This is a genomic window from Brevibacillus sp. FW301-21C12A (assembly GCF_058788915.1).
Window position 1 is genome coordinate 26,285 of the sequence record NZ_JBYTBG010000013.1, and the last position, 25,560, is coordinate 51,844.

Here is a 25,560-nt window from a genome sequence, read left to right on the forward strand (position 1 = left end):
GGGGACTCTATGCCAATACGAAAAAGCCCGGTACGGCTGCTGCCAATACCGGGCATATTTATTGGGGAAAAGCAAAGCCTACAGCTTTTTGATTTCGTCCTTCAACAGCTCGGACTGCGTCCCGAAGACGACCTGCACGCTGCCCTGGCCGAGCTTCATGACTCCTGCTGCCCCCAGGTCTTTCAACCCTTTTTCATTGACGATCTTGTCGTTTTTCAGCACGAGGCGCAGGCGGGTAATGCACGCGTCGACGCTGACGATGTTTTCTTTTCCGCCGATGAGGGCGAGCACTTTTAGCGCCTTTTCCTGCGTGGAGTTGCTGCCGGAAGCTGCGCTTTCCACTACTTCATCGTCTTCGCGCCCCGGCGTTTTGATGTTGAACTTGACGATCAGGATACGGAACAGGAAGTAGTAAACGACGGCAAACGCCAGACCGATCGGAATGATCCACCATGCGTTTGTGGAGAGCGGGAAGTTCAGTCCGTAGTCAATCAGACCCGCGGAGAAGCCAAATCCGTGCTTGATGCCCATCGCGGTCACGATATACCCGGAAACCCCGGTCAAAATCGCATGCAGCACATACAGCATCGGAGCGGCGAACATGAACGCGAACTCCAACGGCTCGGTAATCCCGGTCAGGAAGGAAGCGAGCGCGGTACCGATGAACACAGAAGCGATTGCTTGGCGTTTTTCCGGCTTGGCTGAGTGAATGATGGCCAAGGCGGCCGCTGGCAACGCGAACATCATGATCGGGAAGAAGCCTGTCATGAACATGCCTGCTGATTTGTCGCCAGCGAAGAAGCGGTGCAGGTCGCCGTGTACGACTTTCCCGGTCGTGTCGGTAAAATCGCCAATCTGGAACCAGGCAATTGCGTTGAGCACGTGGTGCAGGCCGAATGGAATGAGCAAACGGTTAAAGAAGCCGAACAGACCTGCTCCAAGAGCGCCAAGGCTGACAATCCAGTTCCCCATATTGTTGAGCGCGTCCTGGATCGGACCCCAGATGATCCCGAACAACAGACCGATGATAACCATGCTAAGCGAAGTGATGATCGGTACGAATCGTTTGCCGCCGAAAAATCCGAGCCACTCCGGTAGCTTGATGTTATGGTAGCGGTTGTAGCAGTAGGAAGCGACTCCACCCGCCAAAATACCGCCAAGCACTCCCATGTTCAGCTTGACGTCGTCCGCGATAAACGGCATGGCAGCGGGAACTTTGGAAAGCACCGAGGTTAACACCATGTAGGCGATCACGGCAGCCAGTGCGGCGACGGCATCCCCGGCAAGCCCGATCGCGACACCGACGGCGAAAATCAGCGGCAGGTTGTCAAAGATGGCCGATCCGCCTGCGAACAAAAAGGGCGCGATGTACTGATTCAAAAAACCGCCAACAGATTCGCCGAGACGAAATTCAGTCACGTAGTTGATGGCGCCAAAGCGGAGCAAAAGCGCCGCTGCTGGCAAGGTGGCGACGGGAAGCATGAGTGCTTTCCCAATCCGTTGCAAAAAGGCAAGCATAAGTAAAACCTCCTTGGAATGAGATGTCTATCAAAAAAGCTGCTCTCCGGATGAGTACAAGAGATGAGGACATAACAAACAGGCCGGAGAGAAACTGTTTTGATCGGAAAAAGAACGGTGAAATCGCTTACAAACAATGAGGGACAAAACCGTTTATTCGGTTTTGTCTCGCAAAAACTGCACGACCTCTTCCACGGTCGAAAGCGTCAGAGCGTACTCTGCGAGTCGCTTCGCTTTTTCCATGCTTGTGGCACGAATGCGCTCCTTGACCTTTGGCATTACCGAGGCCGCACCGCTGAACTCGTCGAGGCCCAGGCCAAGCAAAAGCTCGGTCGCGAGCGAATCGCCCGCCATCTCTCCGCATAGCCCGGTCCATATTCCCGCGCGGTGAGAGGCTTCGATGACGTGCGAGATGAGGCGCAGCACCGCAGGGTGGTAGTAGCTGTAGAGGCTGGCTACGTTCGCGTTCATTCGGTCTACGGCGAGCGTGTATTGCACGAGATCGTTGGTCCCGATGCTGAAGAAGTCTACCTCTTTGGCAAAGGCGTCCGCTTGCAGGCAAGCGCCCGGAATCTCCATCATCATGCCGACTGCGATCTGTTCGTCAAAAGCGATCCCTTTTTCCCGCAGCTCCGCTTTTGCCTGTTCGAACAATTGCTTGGCTTGCCGCAACTGCTCCAGGTGGGAAATCATCGGGAACATGATGAGCAGGCGTCCAAAGGCACTGGCGCGCAATAGCGCCCGTAACTGAACGAGGAACAGCTCTGGCCGGGCCAGGGAAATGCGCATCGCCCGAAAGCCGAGGAACGGATTATCTTCCTGCGGCAGTTCGAGAGCCGGCAAATGCTTGTCGCCGCCGACGTCGAGCGTGCGAATGATGACAGGTTTTTCGCCAAAGGCTGTAGCGACCTGCTTGTAGGCCGCAAACTGTTCTTCCTCGTCTGGCAGCGTGCTGCGGTCCATGAACAAAAACTCGGAGCGGAACAAACCGATTCCTTCTACGCCGGAAGCGGCGAGCGCTTCTGCCTCTTCGGGAACCGCCATGTTGGCCATTAAATGAACGCGATGGCCGTCGATCGTTTCGGCGGGAAACTCCTTCAATACCGCGTAGGCTGCACGCTCAGCGGCTTCCTTGGCGGCTTTTTCCTCGTAGCGTGCCAATGTTTTCGCGTCTGGCGCTGCGATCAGCTCGCCTGTAGCGCCATCGAGAATCAGCAGGCTGCCAGCAGCTACTTTTTCCAGCAGTTGTTCCCCGGCGCCCATGACAGCCGGAATCCCCAGAGAACGGGCCAAAATCGCTGCGTGCGAGGTCGCGCCGCCTTTTGCCGTGACAATGCCCCGCACAAATGCGAGCGGAAGCTGCAGCGTTTCCGAAGGAGTGACATCCCACGCGGCCAAAATAAACGGTTCTTCCGGGAAGACTGCCTCCTGTCCTGTGCCGGAGAGGTTGCGAATCAGGCGGCGGCTCACATCGCGAATATCGTCCGCCCGTTCTTTCATATAGGCGTCGTCCATGCTTTCAAACAGGGCGACAAACTGGTCGGACACTTGCTGTACGGCAGCAGCAGCGGCCACCTGCCTGTTTTCGATCAGAGAGGTCATTTCCCCGACAAAAGCGGGGTCCTCCAGAAAAGCAATATGCGCGGAGAGAATCGCTGCTTTTTCTGCGCCTAATTGCTCCTCTGTTTGCTCTCTCAACTTTTCCAACTGTTCGCGCGACTGCTCCACGCTTCTGGCGAGCAGTTCCAGCTCTTTGCTTGTGTCTGTCGGCGCGCCTTGCGCGGTCACAGCCGAAGCAGCCGGAGCATCGTGTGCCAAAATGACGACAGGAGCGATCGCGATGCCAGAAGAAACCGGGATTCCTTTTAACATGCCTGTTTCACCTTCTTTCACCGCTCATTCGCTCTCAAAAGACTGTTCAAAAAATTGCTGGAGCGAGGAAGCTACTTTTTCCTCATCTTCTCCCTCCACCGAGACGATCAGCTTGTCGCCTTGGGTCACGCCCAAGGTCATGATCCCCAAAATGCTGCGGCCGTCCGCTTGCTTGTCACCTTTGCTCAAGGTGATTTTCGCTTGGGATTGCGCCGAGCGATTTACCAAAAGAGCGGCCGGGCGAGCGTGCAGCCCGCCTTCAACCGTGACCGTTACTTCGAATTGAATCATGGTGTACCTCCCCCAACAGGTGCTTCTTCTATTTCAGGACGACAGTCATCAGCGGCTCCTGGCCTGCCGCGACATTGCCTTGTGCTACCACGTTTTTTTCCGCGACGACATCGCCGTTGGTAATGACGATCGGGGTGACGATCGGGCATCCTGCCTCCTGCAAGACGGCGATATCGAACTGAATCAGCTTGTCGCCTGCTTTCACCTTGTCACCTACCGAGACGAACGGGGTAAAGCCTTTGCCCTGCAATTTCACGGTATCAATCCCGATATGCATGAGCAGCTCCACGCCGCTGTCTGTCGACAAGCCAATGGCGTGATGGGTAGGGAACAGATGAGTGACCTTTGCGTCGACAGGAGCGTACAGGACGCCCTCCGCAGGCAGGATCGCAGCGCCGTCGCCTACGACCTTCCCGGCAAAGACGGGATCGGGCACTTCCGACAAAGGAACAACGCTCCCGGTCAAAGGAGCGAGGAAAGTGATTTCTTGTTGTTGTTTTTTACGGGAAAACAGACTGCGTAGCATAAGTTCCTCCTTTTGCGTCTGAACGAAAATAGGCATGAGACGGTCTGATCCATACGACGACATACTTACTATGTCCGTATGATCTCACCGCTCATGCCTAGTCGAACTAGTAACACGCAGGATTATCATCAATTTGAATTTGTGGGATTACGGTTGTTGCTGCAACAAGCGATAAACATGCAAGGCCATGTAGCCGACCTCGTCTTCCGGGACAGTGACCTCCAGCCGGTTGGAAATATAGGCAGCCAGCTCGGACGCCAGCTCGTAGGCTTCCGGAATCGTCGTTTTGACCCGGTCGAGAAGCGGGTTGTGAATGGTCTTTTGCTGGCGGATGCGCTCCACAGCAAAACGCAGATGGGTAATGAGCCGGACGTAGTCGACGGTGCTTCGTTCGATGGTTCTGTCTGTCCGCTGCTCGATCATGCTGACCAATTCGCTGATGACGTTCGTAAACTGTACCGCCTTTTTGACAGGCAAGTAACTGATCGCCGAGTGAATGTGCAAGGCGAGAAAACCGATTTCGCTATCTGGAATATCCAGATCGAATGCCTTTTTAATCATGTCCGCTGCCCGTTTTGCCAGCGTGTACTCTTTTGTGTAGAGCGTCTGGATTTCAAACAGGAACGGATTCACGATCTCCATGCCGTTGCGCAAGCGGTAAATCGCGAACTGGATATGGTCGGGCAGAGCGACGTGGACGTGTTCGTTGAGCTGCGGTGTAATTTCACTGGCGATGAGCGCGATAATTTCTTCCGCGATCCCTACCACAGCAGGATCGACCTGACTGAGTATGGTTTGGTACTGTTTTTGGTGGCTTTCATTTTCCAGCCTGAAGCGCTTCTCCACACGAGGGTCATGGGCGGGGATCGTGTTCCCAGGCTTTGCGCCAAAACCGATTCCTTTTCCGAACAGCACAATTTCCAGCTTGGTGCCGGGTTCTTCCACCAGTACGACGTTATGGTTCAACACACGCGTAATCGCATATGTTTTTTCCTGTTCACGGGACACGTAATTCCACCACCTTTAGACAAAAAAGAGCCGAAAAAACCTTTTTCAAGAAAAAGATCTTCTCGGCTCATGCCTGCATTACCAGTAACACGCCTTGTGAAAACGCTTCAATTAATGCTTATAATAGCTTACATGCCCGAGCGTTGTCAATCACCCTGTTTTATACAGGATGTGTACCAAAAAACAGTCTATGTATCCGGTTATGGACCTGGCAGAAGGATTTTCGCCTGCTTGTCCAGAAGTACGTGACCCGATGAGCGAAGAATCCAAACAAAGCGGGCGGATGCGTCCAACAGCAATCCGCCTGCACGCTTTGTTCAAGGAAGAATGGATGCTCTTCATTACTTCGTGAACTTGTCAGCAATCGTAGACGCACAGAAGGAGTTTGGTTTGATTTCCGCCCGGAAGTGGTTGGTTTCTGCTAGGCTCAGAAGCGACTGGATAAACTTACGGGTAGGGCCATTCCTGCCGATGTCAAAGTGCAAGCGGATGGGGGCATCGAGCTGATGATCGCGCAAATATTGCCGAACCTCCGTAGCCAGACCTACCGCGTACATGGCCTCTTGAAAAATCCGCTGCTGCAAGGATGAATAGCGCCGTTCCTGAAACTTGTGATAAAAGAAGGTCCCACCATGTCCGGGGCGAATCACCGTAATGACCAAGGCGAAAAACGTTCCGCGACTTTTCAACTGGGAATCGGCTCCCACAATAATCTCAAACGGTCCATTCATTGAAGAGAGAGTTTGTTCAATGTGGGAAAACACGTCTTCTTTCGCCAGTTGTCCTCTCGTCGGACTGTGAAAACGATCAAACAAAGTGCTTGCAGAGGTTAAGCCCACTCGCATCCCTCCAGATAGAGGCTATCTGTGAATTACAAACATCTTCCGTACATCATTAATGTATGTAATCTCGCAGAGAGTATGTGAGCAGGTATGGACAAAAACTTCGCGATGCCACAATTTGCCCGGATTGCTGCTGATTTATGCCGGGATTGGCTGGTCATGTGAAGCGTTCTTAGCGCTTCAAGTGATCGAATGCCATGCTGCCGGCAAGCGCATACAAGCGCACAATCGACCGGGAAAAGGCAGGCTGTTCTCTGACCGTAATTTGAAAATGTCTATAAAGGAGTTTTAACCATCGTGATGGAAGCAAACAAACACGAAGCATACATGCGAGCCGCCATGGAAGAGGCGCAAAAGGCGGCGGCGCTCGGCGAGGTGCCGATTGGCGCTGTCATCGTCCGCGACGGGGTAATTGTCGGGCGCGGCTACAATTTGCGGGAAACGCAAAAAGACCCTACGCTGCACGCGGAAATGATCGCGATCCGCGAGGCCAGCGAACGGCTGGGCGGCTGGCGGCTGATCGGCTGCACGCTGTACGTCACACTGGAGCCTTGTCCGATGTGCGCCGGGGCGATCGTGCAAAGCCGCATCGAGCAGGTAGTGTACGGAGCGGGCGATCCAAAGGCAGGGTGTGCCGGGACATTGATGAATCTGCTGGCCGAGCCGCGCTTCAATCACCAGGTGCCTGTTTTGGCGGGCGTTTTGGCGGAGGAATGTGCCCAGATGCTCAAAGACTTTTTCCGCGGTTTGCGCAAAAAAAGACAGTCGGAAAAGTGCTGATCCGACTGTCGCGGGCGCCGTCCGGCTCGCTTGCAGGCAGCATGCCGGGCATCTGGCGCCTAATTATTTGTTTACGTTTTGCAGCAGGTGCAGCTCTTCCTCGGTCAGCTCGCGGTATTCACCGGGAGCGAGTGCCGGGTCGAGGTGGAGCGGGCCCATGCGGATGCGTTGGAGGTAGGTGACATGCAGACCGAAGGCGGCAAACATCCGTTTTACCTGGTGGAACTTTCCTTCCATAATCGTCACGCGTACCTCGGAAGTTTCTCCCGAAGACAAAATCTCCAGCTTTGCAGGCAGCGTGGTGAAATCCTCCAGTTCCACCCCTTTGGCGAACTCTTGTACATGCCGCTCTGTGACCGGGCCGTCGATGCGGGCAAAATACTCCTTGTCCACTTTCTTTTTCGGGGACAGCAGGCTGTGTGAAAGCTGGCCGTCGTTGGTCAAAAGCAGCAGCCCTTCTGTGTCGATGTCCAGCCTGCCTACCGGGTGCACCTTGACCGCCCATTCATAAGGAAGCAGGTCGACTACGGTTTGATGCACATTGTCTTCGGTCGCGGAAACTACCCCAGGGGGTTTGTTTAACAGGACGTAAACCCAGCGCTTGAAGTTGAGCGGCTCCCCGTCTACGGTGATATCCTGCTCTTCGGCAATGACGTGCATGCCCGGATCGGTCGCGACCACGCCGTCCACGACGACCAGTCCTTGCTTCACCAGCGCCTTCACTTCCTTGCGTGTGCCGAACGCCATATTCGCCAGCACCTTGTCCAAACGTTCTCGTTTCATGTATGTTCCTCGCTTTTCTTCTGGTCAAAAATCCCCATACTAGGTGTTGTTATTAGTTTGGCCTAATGCGGCGAGCAAATCAAGGGGAAGCACAGAAGTTGGCTCTTGCACTTTTTTCTCGGATTTGCTATAGTTAGTAATGTTTCTGACAAACAAATATGGAGAGATACCCAAGTGGTCATAAGGGGACGCACTCGAAATGCGTTAGGCGTCGTGAGGCGTGCGTGGGTTCGAATCCCACTCTCTCCGCTTACAAAGTGGCTCAACGGATAAATCCGTTGGGTCATTTTTTGTTGGAGTAGAGCGCTCCCGGAGAAACAAGCAAGCGCGAATATGTGAAAATACGTTGTGGATCTCACCGACAGAAGAAAGAATCCCGGTTCGTGAAATAGTTGAAATCTATGAACAAAAAGAGAAAATGGGGGAATTGTCTTCTCCTTCTCATGGCGGGAATTTAAGTCGTATCCGCTTCATAGTAGAGACGATAAATTACTTTGAAAAACGCTATGCGAAGCCATATCAAGAGGTCGTAAGCGAAAAAGGAAATCCGGATGACTCCGAGGATTGGATTTGGGCGAGGGAAGGAAAGGAATGGAAATCCCTTCTTAAAGAGATTGGTGATTTATGATCGGCAACCCTGCCACAAATTTGGAGGTTTTGAAAAAGACTTTTGGACATGCGATACAATTTATACATGACACGGACGGCACAGGCATGCGAAGCTCGATATTCGCCCAACGAGCAACCATTGTCTTTTCCGACAACTCCAGATTATATGTAACGGAAAAGCTTAATAAACAGCATCAAACCCGATTCCCTAATTATTATTACAATGACTTGTTCTCCATTGTCGAGGGCATATTTTTGTTTTACTTATTGCCGAACAAATCCAGCATCAAATGAATGTCAAAAGGACAGTGGACGAAAGCTGTCTTTTTTGTTTCCTCACCTCCTGCAAAAATAAGGCCCACACCATCCCGCCTCATGCGTCCGCACATACGTTCACGCAAACTGTTTGTCTACCACGTACACATCCGTTTCCTCCGCAGACAAATCAACAAAATGCCGGAATGGACGGATTCGTGACAGCCGCCAGCAACAGCCCGCCAGCCGTCACCTGTCACCCTTGCACCGGACAACACCCCCTTGCCAAAAACAAAGCGAATCCCTGTTGACAAAGAAAACCTCTGCACATATTATAATACCCATAGGGGTATATGTATAAAACAGACGCTGTAAACCGAAACCTGTCTTTCAACCAAAAACCCCATTCAAAACGCAAGGAGGAAACACAGCATGTCTGCACAAGCACGACCGAATTTTTCTGTCGATAAGGTTTTGGACTGCAAAGGGCTGGCTTGCCCGATGCCTGTCGTCCGCACCAAAAAAGCGATGGAACAAATCGCTCCAGGCCAGGTCATTGAGGTGCAAGCTACTGACAAAGGTTCGCTCGCTGACATGAAGGGCTGGGCAAACAATACCGGGCACCACTATTTAGGTTCGATCCAGGAGGGTGATGTTATGAGGCATTTTCTCAGAAAAGCCAGTCCCCAGGAGACGAAGGCAGAGACGAAATACCCGCACACGATCACGAACGAAGAGCTGCAAGCCAGGCTGCAATCCCCGGAACCGTTTCTGCTGATAGACGTGCGTGAACCTGCCGAATACGCGTTCCAACGGATTCCTGCGGCCAAATCAATACCCCTAGGGGTATTGGAGCAGCATCTCGATGAGCTGCCGACGGACCGCGACATGTTTGTCATCTGCCGTTCTGGCAACCGCAGCGATCTGGCGTGCCAGTTGCTTGCGGGCAAAGGCTTTTCCCGTGTCAAAAACGTCGTTCCGGGCATGGCTGGTTGGGGTGGCCCGGTAGAAAACCAGTGAGGGGGAGATTGGCATGAGCAACCTGCAACACCAACAAACAAAAGTGAAAAAAATGACCGCGCACGAATTGACCCGGCTGCTTTTTGCGCAGGAGGAGCTATTCATTCTCGACGTGCGCAACAGAGAGGATTATGAAAACTGGCGCATCGAAGGCCACCGGGTCGAGAGCATCAATGCCCCGTATTTCGAGATGATGGACGGAGTGGAAGAGATCGTCGGCAAGCTCCCGGCGAATCAAAAAATACTCGTGGTCTGCGCCAAGGAAGGCTCGTCCGTTTTCGTGGCGGAGCAACTGGCGGAAGCGGGACTGCGTGACGTGTACTACCTGCAAGGCGGGATGAAGGAGTGGAGCGAACATCTGGAGCCTGTCAAAGTGGGCGACTTGCGCGATGGCGGGGAAATTTATCAATTTGTCCGCATCGGAAAAGGGTGCCTGTCCTACATGATCGTCTCAGGCCAGGAAGCAGCCATTGTCGATTCCGTGCGCATGACAGGCGTCTATGAAGCGTTTGCCAAAGAGCGCAACCTGACCATTACCCATACGATTGACACGCATTTGCACGCCGACCATATATCAGGCGGCAGGAAGCTGGCGGAAAGCGCAGGCGCTACGTACTGGCTCCCGGAAAAAGACGCGGAGGAAGTCACGTTTGCATACGAAAAGCTGGAGGAAGGCAAGGTCATCCAGGTTGGTACGACCAGCATCTCGATTTTGCCGATCTATTCCCCGGGACATACAATCGGCAGCACGTCCTTGCTTGTAGACGACACGTACTTTCTCACAGGCGACATTTTGTTCGTGGCATCAATCGGGCGGCCCGATTTGGCTGGCAAAGCGCAAGATTGGGTAGGAGACCTGCGCGACACCTTGTATAATCGTTATCAAGGGCTGTCCAAAGAGCTGCTGGTTTTGCCCGCTCATTTTGGCAGCTATGTCGAGCTGGGGCCGGATGGAGTCGTATCAGCGCGCTTGGGCGATTTGTACCGAGACAATCCAGGCTTGAACATTGCGAATGAAGCCGAGTTCCGGCGCGTCGTTACCGAGCAGTTGCCGCCGCAGCCTAACGCCTATCAGGAAATCCGTCAAGTCAACATGGGCAGATTGCAGCCGGACGAAGAAGAGCAGCGCGAGATGGAAACGGGGCCGAATCGTTGCGCCGTTCACGATAAATAAGGGGGAAAACAGACATGGCAGATATCGTTGTAGATACAAAAGGTCTCGCTTGCCCAATGCCGATTGTGAGAGCGAAAAAGGCGCTCGATACGCTGAAGCCGGGGCAAACCATGGAAGTGCTTTCGACGGACAAAGGATCGCTCCAGGACTTTACCGCATGGGTGAAGCAGACCAATAACGAGCTGGTGGCTCATGAAGTAGAGAACGGGGTGTACAAGTTTTTGGTGAAAAAGCTGTAAGCGAAAAGACTAAGCGGGCACGCGCAAGAAGTGTTCGCTTAGTCCTTATTTTCATAGACAATGCGAACGCCGAGGTGAGGGTAGACTTCCTCGCGAAAATGGCCGTTGGGGCAAATTTTTTCGCAAAGCAGGTGGTTGCGCTGGGAGCGCAGCGGTTCTTTGCAAGTGGGGCAGCGATGCTGAAAAATGGTTTTTAAATAACGGACCATTTATATCACCTTAATCACAGTTATTTACTTGGTTTTATTTTACCTGACGAGTGAGCATTTGAAAAGTGGCTAGGGCATTCCCGTGTCATTTTTGCGTGGAATGCGGGGAGGACTTATGGACATCTTGCTGTTTTTACTCATGATTACTCTTGGCTTTGTCGGTTCCTTTTTCTCCGGGATGCTGGGGATTGGCGGAGCGATCATCAACTATCCATTGCTTCTGTTCGTTCCGGCAGGGCTTGGACTCGCTCATTTCTCCGCGCAGGAGGTATCGTCCATCTCGATGTTCCAGGTGTTTTTCGCGTCCCTGTCCGGGGTTATTGCTTTTCGCAAGCGCAACGGCAAAGGCTCGCCTCTGGTGCACAAAGGACTTGTCAGAGACATGGGAATCAGCATTTTGGTCGGAAGCCTCCTGGGCGGCCTGACTTCCAAGTACATGTCAGGCGACAGTATCAACCTGGTGTACGGGATTTTGGCTGTCGTCGCCGTCATTTTGATGCTGAAAAAGAACAAGGGGACGCAAGAGCAAGCGGATGAGATCGAATACAATCGCGCCGTAGCGATTCCGGCAGCCTTCGTCGTGGGAATTGTCTCCGGAATTGTGGGAGCGGGCGGCGCCTTCATCCTCATTCCGATCATGCTGACGGTTCTCAAGATTCCTACACGCGTCACCATCGCTTCGTCACTGGCTATCGTATTCATATCTGCCATCGGTGGTGTCGCAGGCAAGCTGTACGCGGGGCACATCCCGTTGCTTCCGGTGTTGTTCACGGTCATTGGCAGCATCCTCGGAGCGCCGCTTGGCAGTATGGTCAGCGCCAATATGGACGTCAAATATTTGCGCTATGGCTTGATCGTGCTGATTGCTGCGACGGCCATCAAGGTTTGGAGCGATATTTTGTAACGCGAAGAAGAGGTCTTTCTTTTTAAGGAAGCTTCTTTTTGTCCGTTTGAATACCTATAGGAGTAATAGTATAAGGGAGGATTCTGCAATGATGGAAAACCAAAACCAGAAAGAAAAAACGACGATTGTTCTGTTCAGCGGCGATTTGGACAAAGCGATCGCAGCGTTTATCATCGCAAACGGGGCAGCCGCCTACGACCACGACGTGACGATTTTCTTTACCTTCTGGGGCTTGAACACGATGCGCAAGAACGAGATCGTCAAGGTCAAAAAGGGCTTTTTGGAGAAAATGTTTGGCTGGATGATGCCGAGAGGGGCGAAGAAGCTGGGGCTGTCCAAAATGAATATGCTCGGGATGGGCCCGGAAATGATTAAGCATGTCATGAAAAAGCACAACGCCCTGACGCTGCCCCAGCTCATTGAGCTTGCACAGGAGCAAGGAGTCAAGCTGGTCGCCTGCACGATGACGATGGACCTGTTGGGGTTGAAGCAGGAGGAGCTGATCGACGGGATGGAGTACGCGGGCGTGGCAGCCTACCTGGGCGATGCGACACAGGCAAAAGTCAATCTGTTTATTTGAACGGACAATTCGAAGGGACAAAGCATGCGCGCTCGCTTGACAAAGCCTGCTTTTCGCATAAGATACCTGTATATGTATCCGCGATCCTAAAAACAGGAGGAGGACTTCACATGGATTACAACTACGGTGACGATATCAAAAGACGTTTGCGCAAAATTGAAGGACAAATCCGCGGCGTGTTGAAAATGATGGACGAGCAGAAAAGCTGCAAGGAAGTAGTCGCTCAGTTGTCTGCAGTCCGCAACGCGTCTGACAAGGCCATCGCGCAGATCGTAGCAGAGAACTTGCAGCGCTGTCTGCTGGAGGAGCAGGCGAACGGCGGCGACACGAGCAAGATGGTAAAAGAAGCGGTTGAGCTTTTGGTGAAAAGTCGCTAATTCATTAGGAAGGATGTTCACATGGACTTCACGACGATTTTGCTTATTATCGCGTATGCTTTGACAACCTGGTATTTGATCTCCCGCTTCATGCCCGTCAAAGGGCTGGAAAATTTGCGGGCAGAGCAATTCAAGGAACGGGTAAACCAAAAAAGCAGAGTGATGCTGATTGATGTGCGCGAGCCGCATGAATTTAAAAACGGGCACATCCCTACGGCTGTTAATATTCCCCTCTCCCAGTTGAACAACAGAGTGAAGGAGATTTCTCCGAAAAACGACATTCTCCTCTACTGCCGCAGCGGGCTGCGCAGCAAGCAGGCGGCAAAAATTTTGAAGAAACACGGCTTTACGCAAATGGCGCACCTCCAGGGCGGGCTGATTACCTGGCAGGGGCCGACAAAACAAAAGTGACGCTACGAATCAGGGCATCTGCCGCATCCGGGCAAAAAGTGAGGCTGTAAGCAACATTCAGCAGCCGCATTTCCGGGTAAAGCAGATGCTTTTGCATACAGGCGGGAAAAAACAGTATTGACAGATGATTTTGTTGTAACTAAAATGATTACAACAAGACGAGCAAGTCCAGGCCGCAAATTTTTTTGTGCACGCTGTAACTGTTTTAGTTACAACAAAAAGCGGCCAATCGCTTATATTCGCACGCATGACCACTCATTCTATTTCGATGGAGGGAACAAAACGATGAAAATTGCAATTGTAGGCGCAAGCGGTAAAGCTGGTAAGCTGATTATGAAGGAAGCATTGGATCGCGGGCATGAAGTAACGGCGATCGTCCGTGACGCGTCCAAAATCGACGAGCCAAAAGCAGCCGTTGTGGAAAAAGATATTTTCGCGCTGACAGCAGCAGACTTGAAGGACTTTGACGCAGTGGTGAACGCGTTCGGCGCTCCTGCTGGCAAAGAACATCTTCATGTCGAGGCTGGCAATGTTTTGATCGAAGCGATGAAGGGCGCTCCGGCGACTCGCTTGCTCGTAGTTGGCGGCGCAGGCAGCTTGTTCGTCGACGAAGCGAAAACGACGCGCGTGATGGAAGCGCCTGATTTTCCAGAGGCGTACCTGGCGACTGCGCAAAATCAGGGAGAGAACCTTCGCATCCTGCAAGCAACGGAAGGGATTCAATGGACCTTCATCAGTCCTTCCGCCTTCTTCGATCCTGAGGGCGAGCGAACAGGCACGTACCAGCTCGGAAAAGACCACCTGCTGGTCAACAGCAGCGGACAAAGCTATGTGAGCTACGCGGACTACGCGATTGCGGTACTCGATGAAATCGAAAATCCGCAGCATCTGAACCAACGTTTCACAGTCGGTTCCAAATAATAAAAGACAAGCAGGCAGCACAGCAAAAAGACCAGCGACCCTAAGACGGGCGCTGGCATTTTTGCGTTTGACACGGACTAGGCTTACCCCACGATCGAACCGATGACCGGGTAACGGAACGGTCGGCCTTGCAACGAATAGATGATCCCTTTGATCGGGTAGTAAATCGCCATCAAGCCAAACACGATCAAAAACGGAATCCCGATCAGCACGAAGGAGAGAACCCAGGAAATGCTGATGAGAATACTCATGAACAGATGGAACAGCAAGGCTTGGAGAGCCATATTTTTCGCGTCGCGTTCTTGCATGAGCACCCAGACGACGATGGGCACCAGAAACGGTGCGAAAAATGCGCTGGCGTGAGTGATTGCTTTTACCCCTCTATAATCCATGGAATAGTCCTCCTCGTCTTGTGTGACGAATGATCTTGTTGACCTTATTGTAACGCACATGTCGATCCGATCGTAACCATCAAAAGCGTGATCTGTAACTCCGACCCCAGACGGAGGCGTTTTGATTTCCAAACGTTTACTGTTATAGTATTAAGAAAATCTTTCGTTTTTGGAAAGATAATTCTAAATGTTTTCTGGATATGATGAGAGGTAAGGAAACGACGAAGGGAGCGTCTTACATGATGATCGATTGTCATCATCCGGTTAGCATCAAGGACCGGCTGATGTTTTTCTATAATTTTTTACAGTCACCCGGGCAAGTAGGTAGCATTACACCTAGCTCCCGAGCGTTGGCAAAGCAGATGATGAAGCCGATTGACTGGAGCCAGGCCCATACGATTGTAGAGCTGGGCGCGGGTACAGGGATTTTTACTACCTGGATCGAGCAGATGAAGCGGCCGGAGGCGACACTGGTTTCCTTTGAAAAAGAAAACAAAATGCGCGAAAAGCTAGAGCAGCAATTCCCCAACGTGCTTTTTCATGAAGATGCGGTCGATCTGACCCGCGTGCTGGGTGAAGCCGGTTTGGGCAAGGCTGACTGTATTGTGTCGGGGCTGCCGTTTGCCAACTTCCCGCAGGAGCTGCGCGATCAAATTATGGATGAAGTATATGCTGCGTTGAAGCCGGGCGGGGTATTTGTCACCTTTCAATATTCGCTCCAGATGAAAAAGCAACTGTCCAGCGTGTTTGAAAACATGACCGTGAAGCTCGTTCCGCTCAATCTGCCGCCGGCATTTGTCTACGTCTGCCGCAAAGGGCACGAGTAGCAGCCGGATAGGAGGACAAGCGATGATTGTGGAGATGCTGACCGAATCGGTTGGTCAGTTTGGCTATTTTGCCCTTTTTTTCATGTTATGGCTAGGGATTGTCGGAATGCCGATTCCGGATGAAGTGATTGTGCTGTCGGCGGGCGTATTGACCTCGCTCGGAATCTTGAATGTGTTTCCGGCTTTTGTAGCGACCTATCTGGGGGTTGTCTCCGGTCTGTCGCTCGGATACGTGCTGGGGAGATGGCTCGGCGCTCCGGCGCTGAACTGGATCGGCAAGAAAAAAGGGATGCACAAGTACGTGGACCGGGCGCAGGTGCTGCTGGACCGTTACGGCAGCTACGCCTTGTGCATCAGCTACTTTTTGCCTGTCGTCCGGCATGTGGTGCCGTATTTGGTGGGCATCGGAAAAATGACGTTCCGCCGTTACGCCCTGTTTTCCTACACGACGGGACTTGTCTGGACGCTGGTTTTGTTTTTCGCCGGCAACCTGATGGGCAACAACGTCGAGCATCTCAACGCATTTGTGGGCATGTTCAATCAAACGATGATCGTGGCAGCGGCAGGTCTGCTTATTTTGGCTGCCATCAGCTATTACGGATATTCGCTATGGAAAAGACAAAGGAGCCAGGCTCCAGGTGCGGCCTCGCTGACGGTAAAACGCGAAGGAACCGAATAAAGAAACCCATCCCGCGCAGATTTTTCTGCACAGGATGGGTTTTTTGCGTATTCAGCGGAGGGAGGAACTGCGCTGTTTTTGCCTTTGGCGCTGGCGCAGCCACTCCGGGAGCACGATTCCGAGCAGGATGACGGCGACGCCTGCCACCTGCAGCGCCGATACGGACTCATGCAGGATGATGTACGAAGAAAATACTGCCATAGGCAGCTCGGCCGCACCGAGGATCGCAGCCATCCCCGGTCCGGTATGCGGAATGCCGAAGTTGAAGCAGACTGTCGGAATGAAGATGCCGAAAAGGGCCAGTAAAAATACGTACGGAAATAATCCGTCCAAAAGCGAGCCGTTCCAGAGAAACACAGGCGTGTAGACGAGCGCCGCCAGCAAAAACGACCCGGTAGACATGCTCGCGCTGCGCACCCATAGATTGACGCTGACCGCAGCTTTGCCGCTGAACAGCAAAAACAGCGTGTAGGAGACGGCAGACAGCAGTCCGAGCACCACACCCATGATGTGAAATTGGGCGATTCCGCCTGTTTCCCATACTCCGCCGGCAAGCAATGTTCCGAACAGCAGCAGGACAAGCGAAAATAGCGTGGGCTTATCCGGAATCCGCTTGGTCAAAATCGCCTCGGCCAGCACTCCCATCCAGGTGAACTGAAACAGCAGGACGATCGCAATCGAGGCCGGAATGAAGCGCAAGGCATTGTAGTACAAAATGCCCGTGGAGCCGACAGCCAAGCCGACGCCGACCAGAAGCAGCAGTTGTTTTTTTCCCGGTTTTGTCCGCAGGAAAAAGAGAGCGGGTATCCAGGTGAGGACGAAGCCGAAGAACATCTGGCCGCCGATGACTTCTGCCGGGGAATACCCTTGACCGTAGGCAAGCTTGACGATTGTCGACAAAATGCCGTAGCTGCATGCCCCCAGAAAAACAAGAAAAATATATCGCATGGGATGGATCTCCTTACTATTAGACAGTAATTCTTAGCTAGGATAATATGCATGAGACAGCTTTGTCTATTTGTGTGAAGAAAAGAAGCCAAATCTGGTAAATTAAAGGTTTACGTTTCGTGCTAACGCGGTAATAGGGATAAGGACGCAAAATAAGCATACCCAACAGCAGAAGGTATAGCTTTGTGAGCGCGATCAACCAGAAGAAAAAGGGGGAGGCTTGTGTTATTGAAGTTGAAAGACCGATTATTTGCAACCTTTTTATTGCTGAGCCTGTTCCCCATCCTGCTCATCTGTTTTCTCTTCTACAAGGAAGCCCAGAAGGCAGTTTTTGAGCAATACGAAACGAGCATCGGGGGGCATCTCGATTCTGTTGACAGGCGGCTGAACACGATTTTTCAGACGATCCAACACGACACGAATCAGTTGGCAAACGATCCGGTCTTGCGAATGTCAATACCCAAGTCTCAGGAGAATCGACTGGAGGACCCTCTCGCCGCAAGCGATCGGGAAGCTCAACGAAGCAAGGTACGGGATGCCTTCGAAAATTTTACATACTTTCGCAATCTGATCCGCAACGTACATTTTGTGCGCGATGATAAGCAAGTCATTTCCTTGCAGCCGGAGGATGGCTGGGAGGAGAAGCGACAGCCGTCGGAGTTGAAAAAAGAGGCGTGGGGGACCGGAGAGAGCCAGATTTGGCTGCTCAGCCGCACAGATGAACAAGGGAACCCGAAATCGCTGTTTGTTTCGCAGCGCGTGGAAGGCCACAGCGAAGAGGTGTCAGGACTCTTGTTCGTTGAGATCAAGCTAGACGAGCTGGCCAGTTGGGTGAACAACAGCCCGATCGCCAAGTACAACAACCTGATGGTGCTGATGCCTTCCGGGAAAATATTGGTTCACCCGGATATGGAGCTGATCGGGAAAAACGTTTCCGTAGCGCCCGAGTACGGAAGCCTGAGCAAGCACTTGCTCGAATCCGAGGAGAAAAAAGTGTTTGCTGTCCACCTTCGCAACGAGAGTGTGTACGCGTACCATCAGACGTCGCCAACGAGCGGGATCACCTATGTGGAATGGCTGCCCGACCAGGATATCGCCAATCGGCTGGAACGGATGAAATTCATTTTGTGGTTCACGATCTGTCTCGTGGTCATCTTCTCCGGTTATGTGGCCCACCGCATTTCCCGCTGGATTAGCAAGCCGATCTACACGCTGGTTGACGCAACCGATGCTTTGTTAAAGGGCGACTTTTCCATACGCGTACCGATTGAAGGCATGCGCGAGATCACGTTTTTGGAAAAGAAGTTCAACATGATGGCGGCCCAGATACAGTCGCTGATCGAACGGGAGCGGGAATACTCCCAAAAAGGGCTCGATCAGATTGTCCGCAGCTTTTACTTGGCGGTGGAGATGAAGGACCCTTATACAGCCGGGCACACAGAGAGGGTGACCCAGTACGCACTCATTATTTACGATCAAATGCTGGACAAGGAGCAGCTTGGATTTACCCGTGATGATTTGCGCTATGCCGGTCTGATGCACGATATTGGCAAAGTGGCGATTCCCGATCACGTGCTGCTGAAAACGGGCAAGCTCACCTACGAGGAATACGAATTTATGAAGCGGCATCCGTCGATTGGGGCCGATATCGTGGAGCAGATAGAGAGCCTGGCTCATGTCAGTCCGGGCATCAGGCACCATCATGAGCGCTGGGACGGAAAAGGCTATCCGTACCAGTTGAAGGGAGAAAATATTCCCCTGATCGGCCGAATACTGGCAGTCGCCGATACGTTTGATGCCATGACCTCCACCCGTTCCTACCGCAATGCCATGTCGGGAAAAGAGGCGTACGAGGAAATCATGCGCTGCAAAGGAACCCAGTTTGATCCGGAGATCGTCGCCATTTTTCAAAGGGCGTATTTGAGCGGCGCCATTCAGGTGCCACAGCCGACCGAAAACAGTGACAGTATTGTCAAGGAAAAAGCCGCTACCTAGTATTGGATGGCTTTTCACCTTGCTATCGGCTCGTATCTTTGGTATTCTAATCGTACCGTGCTAGACGGGGAGGTTGCGGTGCCCTGTAACCTGCAATCCGCAATAGCAGGGTTGAATTCCTATCCTAGGTTTTCTTATGTGAGGCTGCCTTATGGCGGCGGTGTTGAGGAGCGGGTCCTGTGCAACGCGAACCCATGAACCTGGTCAGGTCCGGAAGGAAGCAGCCATAAGTGGATCATCGCGTGTGCCGCAGGGTAGCCTGCTCTGAGCTGCTACCATGAGTAACGCTTGGATAAGAATTATCGAAGATAGGTGCACGGTACCTATACGAACGTTCAATAGCATGTTTCCTGCGGGAAGCATGCTATTTTTATTTGCCGATCCATATATTTTTTGTTGGAATTTGACGATAACTAGCGAAACATTTCTCTGGAGAGGTTTGCCTTGGAGGGCAGGTGTTGAGCTTTTTTTCACGAAGTTTCATAATAGTTGAGAAATGACGTGGGTTTCTTTGCTCATGAAGTACGTCATAGGCCAGGAGGGACAAGCTGTGAGTGCACCTTTTTCGTTACATCTCGTTGGCTCGTCCGGACGATTGCAGCGGTTCATGCATCAACTGCCTACTGCCGTTTTATTGGTGAATCAATCGGGTAGTATCGTGGAAGTAAACGAACAACTGCTTCGTGTTACCGGATATTCACGCGATCAGCTTATCAAGCAACCCGTAGCGACCATCCTCCCTTATCAGGGCTCCATGGAGCAGATGTACGAGGAGCTTTTGCAAAGAGAAGAGGAGAGGGGAGCGAATGTGGAAGTAGAATGGCGTGACAAACAGGGGAAAAGCAGGAAAACGCCTGTGATGATACTGGTTCAGCAAGCAGAGAATCCCTTGTACTTGGTTCATTTTTACCAATTGGCTAAAGAAACCGATCAGGTCTTGTCTCAGCGGCTCATGACCAAGCTGACCTACGATACGAGCATAGGGCTGTTTATTCTCGATGAGCGTTCGCGCATTGTCGAGGCCAGTCAGACAGCCTGCAAGCTTTTGGGCATGGAGCGGCTCAATGTCATCAACAAGCACGTGGATGAAGTATTCAGCGGGATTCCGGAGCCGCATCGGCTGATTAAAAAAGAGCTTCTGGAAGGCGTGAAGCTGCAAAACGTCGCGACGTCCTGGACGAATGACAATCAGCGCTATGAGCTGATCGTCGACGCCAATACGCTGCAGGACGAGTCGGGCAAAACGGTCGGAGCTTTTATCCTGTTTAAAGACATTACCAACCTGCGTTCTTTTGAGCAAAAAATCGAGCGGAACGAGCGGTTGGCGATGATCGGGCAGATTGCCGCTGGCACGGCCCATGAAATTCGCAATCCGCTGACCTCCATCAAAGGGTTTTTGCAGATGTTTCTCAAGTCTTTTACCGACAGCGGCATGGATCGGGAAAAGACTTATACGGAAATTATGCTGACGGAAATCAATCGGATCAATTCGCTGGTCAGCGAGTTTTTGCTCCTGAGCAAGCCGCGTGATATTCAATATGCCATGGTCGACCTCAATACGGTTTTTGATGAAATCATGCCGATTGTCGAATCGCAGGCACTCCTGTACGGAATCGAAGTTCGGTTCACCTCTCGCGGCAAGCTTCCGATGGTAGTGGGCGATACCGAGCTGCTGAAGCAAGTATTCATCAACATATGCAAAAACGGAATCGAAGCGATGGGCGAGCAGGGAACTTTGCAAATTTCCCATCATCTCGACCAGGACGGAGACAAGATGAGCATCGACATCCACGATACAGGGCCGGGTATTCCGCTCTACATTATCGACAAGATTTTCGATCCGTTTTTTACGACAAAAGAAGAAGGGACAGGGCTTGGCTTGTCTGTCTGTCAAAAAATCATCCACGACATCGGCGGCCAGATTCGCGTGTCGTCCAAAGGGTACGGGACGACCTTCCACATCATGCTGCCGTATCTGTAAAGGTCCAGTCTCGACAAAAGCGTCCCGCACACTTGTGAACGGGGCGTTTTCTTTGTATGAACGGTACCAATCGTGTATAATGAATAGGATATGGAAGAGGACTGTGCAGATGGGGAGTGTCACACGAACATGGCTTATACCGCGCTATACCGCGTATACCGGCCGCAGACGTTTCAGGATGTAGTCGGACAAGAACATGTGACGATAACCTTGCGTAATGCTTTACGCGAAAATAGGCTTTCTCATGCTTATTTGTTCAACGGTCCCCGAGGTACGGGAAAGACAAGTGCGGCCAAAATTATGGCCAAGGCAGTGAACTGCGAGCAGCCGATTGATGGCGAGCCGTGCAATCAATGTGAGACATGCAAAGCGATTTCCAATGGTTCGGTAACTGATGTGCTGGAGATCGACGCCGCCTCCAACCGCGGGGTCGAGGAAATCCGGGACATTCGCGATAAGGTGAAGTTTGCTCCGAGCGACGTCAAGTACAAGGTGTACATCATTGACGAGGTGCATATGCTGACGACAGAGGCATTCAACGCCCTGTTGAAAACGCTGGAGGAGCCGCCTTCCCACGTCATCTTTATTTTGGCCACGACAGAGCCGCACAAGCTGCCGGCAACGATTATCTCCCGTTGCCAGCGCTTCGATTTTCACCGGATTCCGTTAAAGGTGATGGTCAATCTGCTGCAGCGGATTTGTCAGTCGCAAGGAGTGCAGGTCGAAGAACAGGCCTTGCAGCTCGTGGCGAAGATGGCGGAGGGCGGGGCGCGTGACGCGCTGAGCTTGCTGGACCAGGCGATCAGCTACAGCAAGGATCAGGTGCGCGCCAGCGATATCATGCAGATCACGGGTACGGTGGCCCAATCGTATTTTTCCGTCCTCGCGAGATATATTGCCCAAAACGATGTCGCGCAGGTGATGGAACAATTCGATCGGGTAATGGTGCAAGGAAAAGACCCGGAGCAGTTCTTGCACGATTTTCTCTACTATTACCGCGACATGCTGTTGCTGAAAACAGCGCCGCAACTGGAGGAGATTGTGGAGCGAACCATGATCGACGACCAGTTCCAGGAGGTTGCCAAGCTGTATTCTTTGCCAGCCCTGTATGCGACGATCGAGACGTGCAACCAGGCGCTGTCCCAGTTGAAATGGTCGACGTATGCGCGGGTGCTGGTGGAGCTGACACTGGTGAAGCTGTGCCAGCCAAACGCCCAGGTAGCGGCGGCGACAAGCGGAACGGCGCCAGCGGTCGGCAACGAGGAACTGACCGTTATGGCGACACGGCTCAGTACTTTGGAGCAGCGGCTGAATCAGGTGCTGCAAGGCCAAGTCAGCTTGCCCGGCCAGCAAAAGTCCGAGGAGCCGCGCAAAAGCGAGCCGAGACGCGTGGTAGCAGCCGCAGGCGGCGGTTCGCGAACACCGCTCAATCGCGTCAGGGAAGTAGCCAAGGCGCTGGATGAGAATTTGACCAGACAGGTTCGGGGGCAGTGGAGCCAGATTTTAACCGAGCTGAAAAAGATCAAAATCCAGTATCAGGCGTGGCTGGTCAACGGTCAGCCTGTAGCCGCCGGGAACGATGCGGTGATCGTCACTTTTTCCAGCGCGATCCATTGTGATAAAACCATGGAGCCTGAACTGAAGGGCGTCGTGGAGCGAGTCATGTCTACTGTGCTGGGAAGGCCGTTGCAACTGTTGTCCGTCATGGAGGAAGAATGGCAAGGCATCGACCAGCAGGCGGCAGCGCAAAAAGACGGCCCGGCCACAGAGCAGGAAGATCCGTTTCTGGCAGAAGCGATCAAGCTTGTAGGGGAAGGACTCATAGAAGTAAAAGACTAGCCAGTCCAAACAATCGACAATCATAGGGAGGATACCTGAATGAAAAACATGCAGCAAATGCAACAGATGATGAAGCAAGTGAAGAAAATGCAGGAAGAAATGCAAAAAACGCAGGAAGCGCTGAAAGACAAAATCGTCGAAGGCTCTGCGGGCGGCGGCGCGGTAATCGTCAAAGCCGATGGACACAAGCAAGTCAGAGACATCGTCATCAAGCCGGAAGTCGTTGATCCGGAAGATGTGGAAATGCTGCAAGACCTGGTGCTGACAGCCGTGAATGACGCGCTGCGCAAAGCGGATGAAATGATGGGCAAAGAAATGGGCAAATTCACCGGAGGCATGAACATCCCGGGCCTGTTCTAAAATCGGGCAGGAAAAGAGGTTATTCGCGATGTTCTATCCAGAGCCGGTCTCCAAGCTGATCGAAGGCTTTATGAAACTGCCCGGCATCGGTCCCAAAACCGCTGGGCGGCTTGCTTTTTTTGTGCTGAACATGAAAGAAGACGACGTGCTTGATCTGGCAAAGGCGTTGGTCAACGCCAAGCGCCAGCTTCACTATTGCTCGGTCTGCAACAACATTACTGATCTTGATCCGTGCCACATTTGCCGGGACAAACGCAGAGATGGCTCGATCATTTGCGTCGTCCAGGAACCGCGCGATGTCGTGGCGATGGAAAAGACGAAAGAGTTCGAGGGCTACTATCACGTGCTGCACGGCGCGATTTCTCCGATGGACGGCATCGGGCCGGAGGACATCCGCATTCCTGATCTGCTGAAGCGACTCGGCGACGAACAGGTGAAGGAAGTGATCCTCGCCACCAATCCGAACATCGAAGGCGAAGCCACGGCGATGTACATATCGCGGCTCATCAAGCCGTTCGGAATCCGCGTGACGCGAATCGCGCACGGATTGCCAGTGGGTGGAGACCTGGAATACGCGGACGAGGTTACCTTGAGCAAAGCGTTGGAAGGCAGGCGCGATCTATAAGAGTGAAAAAGAAGACGGGGGAACTGCCTGTCTTTTTTTCGTTTAGGCGACAAGGAGGGGCACGATGCCTGTTATTCGCATGGAGTTTACGATTCAGGCGCCGCAGCAGATTTGCTTTGATGCGGCGCGCAGCATTGACTTGCACATGGAGTCTACCGCCAGTACGCGGGAAAAGGCGATCGGCGGGGTCACCAGCGGATTAATCAACCTGGGCGAGACGGTTACGTGGGAAGCGGTCCATTTTGGAATCAAGCAGCATTTGACTGCCAAGATTACGGAAATGGAAGCGCCCCGTTATTTTGTCGATGAAATGGTCTCCGGCGCGTTCAAGCGTTTCCACCACACGCATGAGTTCGTGCCGCTGGGCGAGAACGAAACGAAAATGCTGGACACTTTTGACTATTCCTCTCCTTTTGGCATCTTGGGAAAGCTGTTTGACTGGCTGGTGCTTGAGGCGTACATGACCCGTTTTTTGCGCACGCGAAACGAGTACATCAAGCAGGCAGCCGAAGCAAAGGCCCGGGCTTTGCAGCAGGAAAGCAAGAAATCGTGAGAAGACGGCGGACTTTTTTTCGTGGACGAGACATAGAGTTGAAGTAGGAGCGTGAGGAAATGCTGACAGGACCAGGACCGTCGCTTGCGAGTTGGGCTGGGCGACAAAAGTCCACGCCGTGGGCGATCATGCTGTTTATCGGGTATTGGCTGATGTTTGCGGCCGAGTTTTCCATGATTCGCTTTCGTCTCGGAGAGGACGGCAAGTGGATTGCTTCTACGGCAGACCAACCACAGGCATGGGTAGGGCTGCTTGTTTTTGGGGTCGCGGTGCTTAGCGTCATCGCAGCCGTCGGCTTCATTTACGGCCTCGCGCGTGAAAGCAGGCAGACCTTGTGGCTATGGGGAAATCGCGAGCTGACAGGCAACGACGTGGTGCACATCGTGGCGTGGATGCACGTGTTTCAGACGGCGGTGCTGATCTTGTACGGTTTCGTGCTGGAAGACTCGCTATTTGCTGTCGGAACGGTTGCGGGCACATTGGAGTCGGCTGTCTTTCAATTGTTTCTGCTCATCCTGATTCCGCTGTGGTTTCGCGGACGGCTAGGGGAAATCGGGGTGTGCCGACCCGTTCGGATCAAGCAAATGCTCGTCTTGCTGCTGGTGCTGTTCCTGCTGATTGTGCTTTTGCTGGACGTGCTGGTGACCAATCCGATAGCCGACTGGCTTGGGCTGTCGCTGTCTTCGGAGCGAGAGCAGCAGATTGAAAAGGAGATTGTTTCGGCGAAGGATACCGATTTGCTGGCGGCGCTGGCATCGCTTGCGGTCATAGGGATCATGGTGCCGATCGCAGAGGAAATTTTGTTTCGCGGTGTGATTCAGACTTATCTGGTTCGGCGCGTAGGAGCAGTGGCAGGCATTGTGCTCAGTAGCTTCTGGTTTGCTCTTTTGCACATTGACGTGGCGTTGTTTGCGCCGCTGTTTGTCATCGGGCTTTTGCTGGGCTTTGTCCGGCACCGCTACCAGTCGATCTGGGGAGCTGTGCTGCTGCACGCGGTGAACAACATGACGGGGGTTTTGTATTACTTTAACTAAAGGAGGGT

The 25,560-nt window shown here is 52.6% G+C and carries 28 protein-coding genes, 1 tRNA gene and 1 other RNA gene; 21 read left to right on the top strand and 9 right to left on the bottom strand.

Annotated features, from left to right (window positions below; translation table 11 throughout):
• Positions 1–78 precede the first annotated feature (78 nt).
• The 6 genes from nagE to AC3WQH_RS10645 all read right to left on the bottom strand — a co-directional run bounded on the left by nagE (position 79) and on the right by AC3WQH_RS10645 (position 6,054).
• Positions 79–1,518 carry an N-acetylglucosamine-specific PTS transporter subunit IIBC gene (gene nagE / locus AC3WQH_RS10620; protein ID WP_005830580.1) on the bottom strand — a complete coding sequence of 480 codons (1,440 nt, stop codon included), beginning with the start codon at positions 1,516–1,518 and terminating at the stop codon, positions 79–81.
• A 153-nt stretch (positions 1,519–1,671) separates the two neighbouring features.
• A complete protein-coding gene (gene ptsP, locus AC3WQH_RS10625; RefSeq protein ID WP_327953715.1) occupies positions 1,672–3,390 on the bottom strand; it encodes a phosphoenolpyruvate--protein phosphotransferase in 1,719 nt (572 codons plus the stop codon).
• 24 nt (positions 3,391–3,414) lie between these two features.
• Positions 3,415–3,681, bottom strand: a complete 267-nt coding sequence (locus tag AC3WQH_RS10630) for an HPr family phosphocarrier protein (RefSeq protein ID WP_005830576.1) — start codon at positions 3,679–3,681, stop codon at positions 3,415–3,417.
• A 28-nt stretch (positions 3,682–3,709) separates the two neighbouring features.
• Positions 3,710–4,207 (bottom strand): PTS sugar transporter subunit IIA, encoded by a 498-nt coding sequence (locus tag AC3WQH_RS10635; RefSeq protein ID WP_122952831.1) that lies wholly within the window; start codon positions 4,205–4,207, stop codon positions 3,710–3,712.
• A gap of 147 nt (positions 4,208–4,354) precedes the next feature.
• Positions 4,355–5,215, bottom strand: coding sequence for a glucose PTS transporter transcription antiterminator GlcT (gene glcT / locus AC3WQH_RS10640; protein ID WP_005830572.1), 861 nt, complete (start codon positions 5,213–5,215; stop codon positions 4,355–4,357).
• A gap of 341 nt (positions 5,216–5,556) precedes the next feature.
• Positions 5,557–6,054 (bottom strand): ribonuclease H-like YkuK family protein, encoded by a 498-nt coding sequence (locus tag AC3WQH_RS10645; protein ID WP_005830569.1) that lies wholly within the window; start codon positions 6,052–6,054, stop codon positions 5,557–5,559.
• 303 nt (positions 6,055–6,357) lie between these two features.
• Here AC3WQH_RS10645 and tadA point away from each other — a divergent pair, with 303 nt between their 5' ends.
• The gene (gene tadA, locus AC3WQH_RS10650) at positions 6,358–6,837 is read left to right on the top strand and encodes a tRNA adenosine(34) deaminase TadA (protein WP_005830567.1); all 480 of its coding nucleotides are present in this window, start codon (positions 6,358–6,360) and stop codon (positions 6,835–6,837) included.
• A 63-nt stretch (positions 6,838–6,900) separates the two neighbouring features.
• On the opposite strand, the gene AC3WQH_RS10655 is transcribed toward tadA, so the two are convergent.
• Positions 6,901–7,620, bottom strand: coding sequence for a pseudouridine synthase (locus AC3WQH_RS10655; RefSeq protein ID WP_005830564.1), 720 nt, complete (start codon positions 7,618–7,620; stop codon positions 6,901–6,903).
• A gap of 160 nt (positions 7,621–7,780) precedes the next feature.
• Between AC3WQH_RS10655 and AC3WQH_RS10660 the strand changes: the two genes are divergently transcribed.
• The 10 genes from AC3WQH_RS10660 to AC3WQH_RS10705 all read left to right on the top strand — a co-directional run bounded on the left by AC3WQH_RS10660 (position 7,781) and on the right by AC3WQH_RS10705 (position 14,319).
• A tRNA-Ser gene (locus tag AC3WQH_RS10660) sits at positions 7,781–7,869 on the top strand.
• The gene (locus AC3WQH_RS10665; RefSeq protein ID WP_005830562.1) at positions 7,841–8,248 is read left to right on the top strand and encodes a hypothetical protein; all 408 of its coding nucleotides are present in this window, start codon (positions 7,841–7,843) and stop codon (positions 8,246–8,248) included. Before AC3WQH_RS10660 ends, AC3WQH_RS10665 begins: the two co-directional genes overlap by 29 nt.
• Before the next feature lie 668 nt (positions 8,249–8,916).
• Positions 8,917–9,504 (top strand): sulfurtransferase TusA family protein, encoded by a 588-nt coding sequence (locus AC3WQH_RS10670; protein WP_005830558.1) that lies wholly within the window; start codon positions 8,917–8,919, stop codon positions 9,502–9,504.
• A gap of 13 nt (positions 9,505–9,517) precedes the next feature.
• Positions 9,518–10,678 (top strand): MBL fold metallo-hydrolase, encoded by a 1,161-nt coding sequence (locus AC3WQH_RS10675; protein WP_492332029.1) that lies wholly within the window; start codon positions 9,518–9,520, stop codon positions 10,676–10,678.
• 14 nt (positions 10,679–10,692) lie between these two features.
• Positions 10,693–10,917, top strand: a complete 225-nt coding sequence (locus tag AC3WQH_RS10680) for a sulfurtransferase TusA family protein (protein WP_005830554.1) — start codon at positions 10,693–10,695, stop codon at positions 10,915–10,917.
• A 324-nt stretch (positions 10,918–11,241) separates the two neighbouring features.
• Positions 11,242–12,030 carry a sulfite exporter TauE/SafE family protein gene (locus AC3WQH_RS10685; protein ID WP_005830550.1) on the top strand — a complete coding sequence of 263 codons (789 nt, stop codon included), beginning with the start codon at positions 11,242–11,244 and terminating at the stop codon, positions 12,028–12,030.
• Between the two features lie 88 nt (positions 12,031–12,118).
• Positions 12,119–12,610, top strand: coding sequence for a DsrE/DsrF/DrsH-like family protein (locus tag AC3WQH_RS10690; protein ID WP_005830548.1), 492 nt, complete (start codon positions 12,119–12,121; stop codon positions 12,608–12,610).
• Positions 12,611–12,720: 110 nt separating this feature from the next.
• Entirely contained in the window at positions 12,721–12,987 is a 267-nt protein-coding gene (locus AC3WQH_RS10695) for a metal-sensitive transcriptional regulator (protein WP_005830547.1), read from the top strand.
• Between the two features lie 21 nt (positions 12,988–13,008).
• Entirely contained in the window at positions 13,009–13,398 is a 390-nt protein-coding gene (locus AC3WQH_RS10700) for a rhodanese-like domain-containing protein (protein WP_005830545.1), read from the top strand.
• A 285-nt stretch (positions 13,399–13,683) separates the two neighbouring features.
• Positions 13,684–14,319: an NAD(P)-dependent oxidoreductase gene (locus tag AC3WQH_RS10705; protein ID WP_005830543.1), complete on the top strand. Its 636-nt coding sequence runs from the start codon at positions 13,684–13,686 to the stop codon at positions 14,317–14,319.
• An 83-nt stretch (positions 14,320–14,402) separates the two neighbouring features.
• Here AC3WQH_RS10705 and AC3WQH_RS10710 read toward each other — a convergent pair whose 3' ends face one another.
• A complete protein-coding gene (locus tag AC3WQH_RS10710; RefSeq protein WP_005830541.1) occupies positions 14,403–14,711 on the bottom strand; it encodes a DUF4870 domain-containing protein in 309 nt (102 codons plus the stop codon).
• A 239-nt stretch (positions 14,712–14,950) separates the two neighbouring features.
• Between AC3WQH_RS10710 and AC3WQH_RS10715 the strand changes: the two genes are divergently transcribed.
• Complete coding sequence (locus AC3WQH_RS10715; RefSeq protein ID WP_026556974.1) at positions 14,951–15,538, top strand: class I SAM-dependent methyltransferase; 588 nt, start codon at positions 14,951–14,953, stop codon at positions 15,536–15,538.
• 22 nt (positions 15,539–15,560) lie between these two features.
• Complete coding sequence (locus AC3WQH_RS10720) at positions 15,561–16,217, top strand: DedA family protein (protein WP_238501184.1); 657 nt, start codon at positions 15,561–15,563, stop codon at positions 16,215–16,217.
• A 51-nt stretch (positions 16,218–16,268) separates the two neighbouring features.
• Here AC3WQH_RS10720 and AC3WQH_RS10725 read toward each other — a convergent pair whose 3' ends face one another.
• Positions 16,269–17,165, bottom strand: a complete 897-nt coding sequence (locus AC3WQH_RS10725; protein ID WP_025848822.1) for an EamA family transporter — start codon at positions 17,163–17,165, stop codon at positions 16,269–16,271.
• 222 nt (positions 17,166–17,387) lie between these two features.
• Between AC3WQH_RS10725 and AC3WQH_RS10730 the strand changes: the two genes are divergently transcribed.
• From AC3WQH_RS10730 to AC3WQH_RS10765, 8 genes are all read left to right on the top strand, one after another.
• On the top strand, positions 17,388–19,160 hold the full coding sequence (locus AC3WQH_RS10730; protein ID WP_025848821.1) for an HD domain-containing phosphohydrolase: 1,773 nt from the start codon (positions 17,388–17,390) through the stop codon (positions 19,158–19,160).
• A 55-nt stretch (positions 19,161–19,215) separates the two neighbouring features.
• Positions 19,216–19,480, top strand: an RNA gene (ffs, locus tag AC3WQH_RS10735) — signal recognition particle sRNA large type.
• 230 nt (positions 19,481–19,710) lie between these two features.
• Positions 19,711–21,141, top strand: a complete 1,431-nt coding sequence (locus AC3WQH_RS10740) for a PAS domain-containing sensor histidine kinase (RefSeq protein ID WP_122952828.1) — start codon at positions 19,711–19,713, stop codon at positions 21,139–21,141.
• 129 nt (positions 21,142–21,270) lie between these two features.
• The gene (dnaX, locus tag AC3WQH_RS10745; protein ID WP_007776318.1) at positions 21,271–22,980 is read left to right on the top strand and encodes a DNA polymerase III subunit gamma/tau; all 1,710 of its coding nucleotides are present in this window, start codon (positions 21,271–21,273) and stop codon (positions 22,978–22,980) included.
• 48 nt (positions 22,981–23,028) lie between these two features.
• Positions 23,029–23,340 carry a YbaB/EbfC family nucleoid-associated protein gene (locus AC3WQH_RS10750; protein WP_005830527.1) on the top strand — a complete coding sequence of 104 codons (312 nt, stop codon included), beginning with the start codon at positions 23,029–23,031 and terminating at the stop codon, positions 23,338–23,340.
• 28 nt (positions 23,341–23,368) lie between these two features.
• The gene (recR, locus tag AC3WQH_RS10755) at positions 23,369–23,965 is read left to right on the top strand and encodes a recombination mediator RecR (protein ID WP_005830525.1); all 597 of its coding nucleotides are present in this window, start codon (positions 23,369–23,371) and stop codon (positions 23,963–23,965) included.
• Positions 23,966–24,029: 64 nt separating this feature from the next.
• Positions 24,030–24,518, top strand: a complete 489-nt coding sequence (locus AC3WQH_RS10760; RefSeq protein ID WP_003843412.1) for an SRPBCC family protein — start codon at positions 24,030–24,032, stop codon at positions 24,516–24,518.
• 59 nt (positions 24,519–24,577) lie between these two features.
• Positions 24,578–25,552, top strand: coding sequence for a CPBP family intramembrane glutamic endopeptidase (locus AC3WQH_RS10765; protein WP_005830521.1), 975 nt, complete (start codon positions 24,578–24,580; stop codon positions 25,550–25,552).
• Positions 25,553–25,560: the final 8 nt, after the last annotated feature.

Coding starts and splice junctions, on each gene's coding strand:
- AC3WQH_RS10655 (WP_005830564.1), bottom strand. CDS start 7,620: ATGAAACGAGAACGTTTGGACAAGGTGCTGGCGAATATGGCGTTCGGC.
- AC3WQH_RS10695 (WP_005830547.1), top strand. CDS start 12,721: ATGGATTACAACTACGGTGACGATATCAAAAGACGTTTGCGCAAAATT.
- AC3WQH_RS10630 (WP_005830576.1), bottom strand. CDS start 3,681: ATGATTCAATTCGAAGTAACGGTCACGGTTGAAGGCGGGCTGCACGCT.
- AC3WQH_RS10725 (WP_025848822.1), bottom strand. CDS start 17,165: ATGCGATATATTTTTCTTGTTTTTCTGGGGGCATGCAGCTACGGCATT.
- AC3WQH_RS10670 (WP_005830558.1), top strand. CDS start 8,917: ATGTCTGCACAAGCACGACCGAATTTTTCTGTCGATAAGGTTTTGGAC.
- AC3WQH_RS10720 (WP_238501184.1), top strand. CDS start 15,561: ATGATTGTGGAGATGCTGACCGAATCGGTTGGTCAGTTTGGCTATTTT.
- AC3WQH_RS10700 (WP_005830545.1), top strand. CDS start 13,009: ATGGACTTCACGACGATTTTGCTTATTATCGCGTATGCTTTGACAACC.
- AC3WQH_RS10680 (WP_005830554.1), top strand. CDS start 10,693: ATGGCAGATATCGTTGTAGATACAAAAGGTCTCGCTTGCCCAATGCCG.
- AC3WQH_RS10635 (WP_122952831.1), bottom strand. CDS start 4,207: ATGCTACGCAGTCTGTTTTCCCGTAAAAAACAACAACAAGAAATCACT.
- AC3WQH_RS10710 (WP_005830541.1), bottom strand. CDS start 14,711: ATGGATTATAGAGGGGTAAAAGCAATCACTCACGCCAGCGCATTTTTC.
- recR (WP_005830525.1), top strand. CDS start 23,369: ATGTTCTATCCAGAGCCGGTCTCCAAGCTGATCGAAGGCTTTATGAAA.
- dnaX (WP_007776318.1), top strand. CDS start 21,271: ATGGCTTATACCGCGCTATACCGCGTATACCGGCCGCAGACGTTTCAG.
- ptsP (WP_327953715.1), bottom strand. CDS start 3,390: ATGTTAAAAGGAATCCCGGTTTCTTCTGGCATCGCGATCGCTCCTGTC.
- tadA (WP_005830567.1), top strand. CDS start 6,358: ATGGAAGCAAACAAACACGAAGCATACATGCGAGCCGCCATGGAAGAG.
- AC3WQH_RS10685 (WP_005830550.1), top strand. CDS start 11,242: ATGGACATCTTGCTGTTTTTACTCATGATTACTCTTGGCTTTGTCGGT.
- AC3WQH_RS10705 (WP_005830543.1), top strand. CDS start 13,684: ATGAAAATTGCAATTGTAGGCGCAAGCGGTAAAGCTGGTAAGCTGATT.
- AC3WQH_RS10750 (WP_005830527.1), top strand. CDS start 23,029: ATGCAGCAAATGCAACAGATGATGAAGCAAGTGAAGAAAATGCAGGAA.
- AC3WQH_RS10715 (WP_026556974.1), top strand. CDS start 14,951: ATGATGATCGATTGTCATCATCCGGTTAGCATCAAGGACCGGCTGATG.
- AC3WQH_RS10675 (WP_492332029.1), top strand. CDS start 9,518: ATGAGCAACCTGCAACACCAACAAACAAAAGTGAAAAAAATGACCGCG.
- AC3WQH_RS10765 (WP_005830521.1), top strand. CDS start 24,578: ATGCTGACAGGACCAGGACCGTCGCTTGCGAGTTGGGCTGGGCGACAA.
- AC3WQH_RS10760 (WP_003843412.1), top strand. CDS start 24,030: ATGCCTGTTATTCGCATGGAGTTTACGATTCAGGCGCCGCAGCAGATT.
- nagE (WP_005830580.1), bottom strand. CDS start 1,518: ATGCTTGCCTTTTTGCAACGGATTGGGAAAGCACTCATGCTTCCCGTC.
- AC3WQH_RS10690 (WP_005830548.1), top strand. CDS start 12,119: ATGATGGAAAACCAAAACCAGAAAGAAAAAACGACGATTGTTCTGTTC.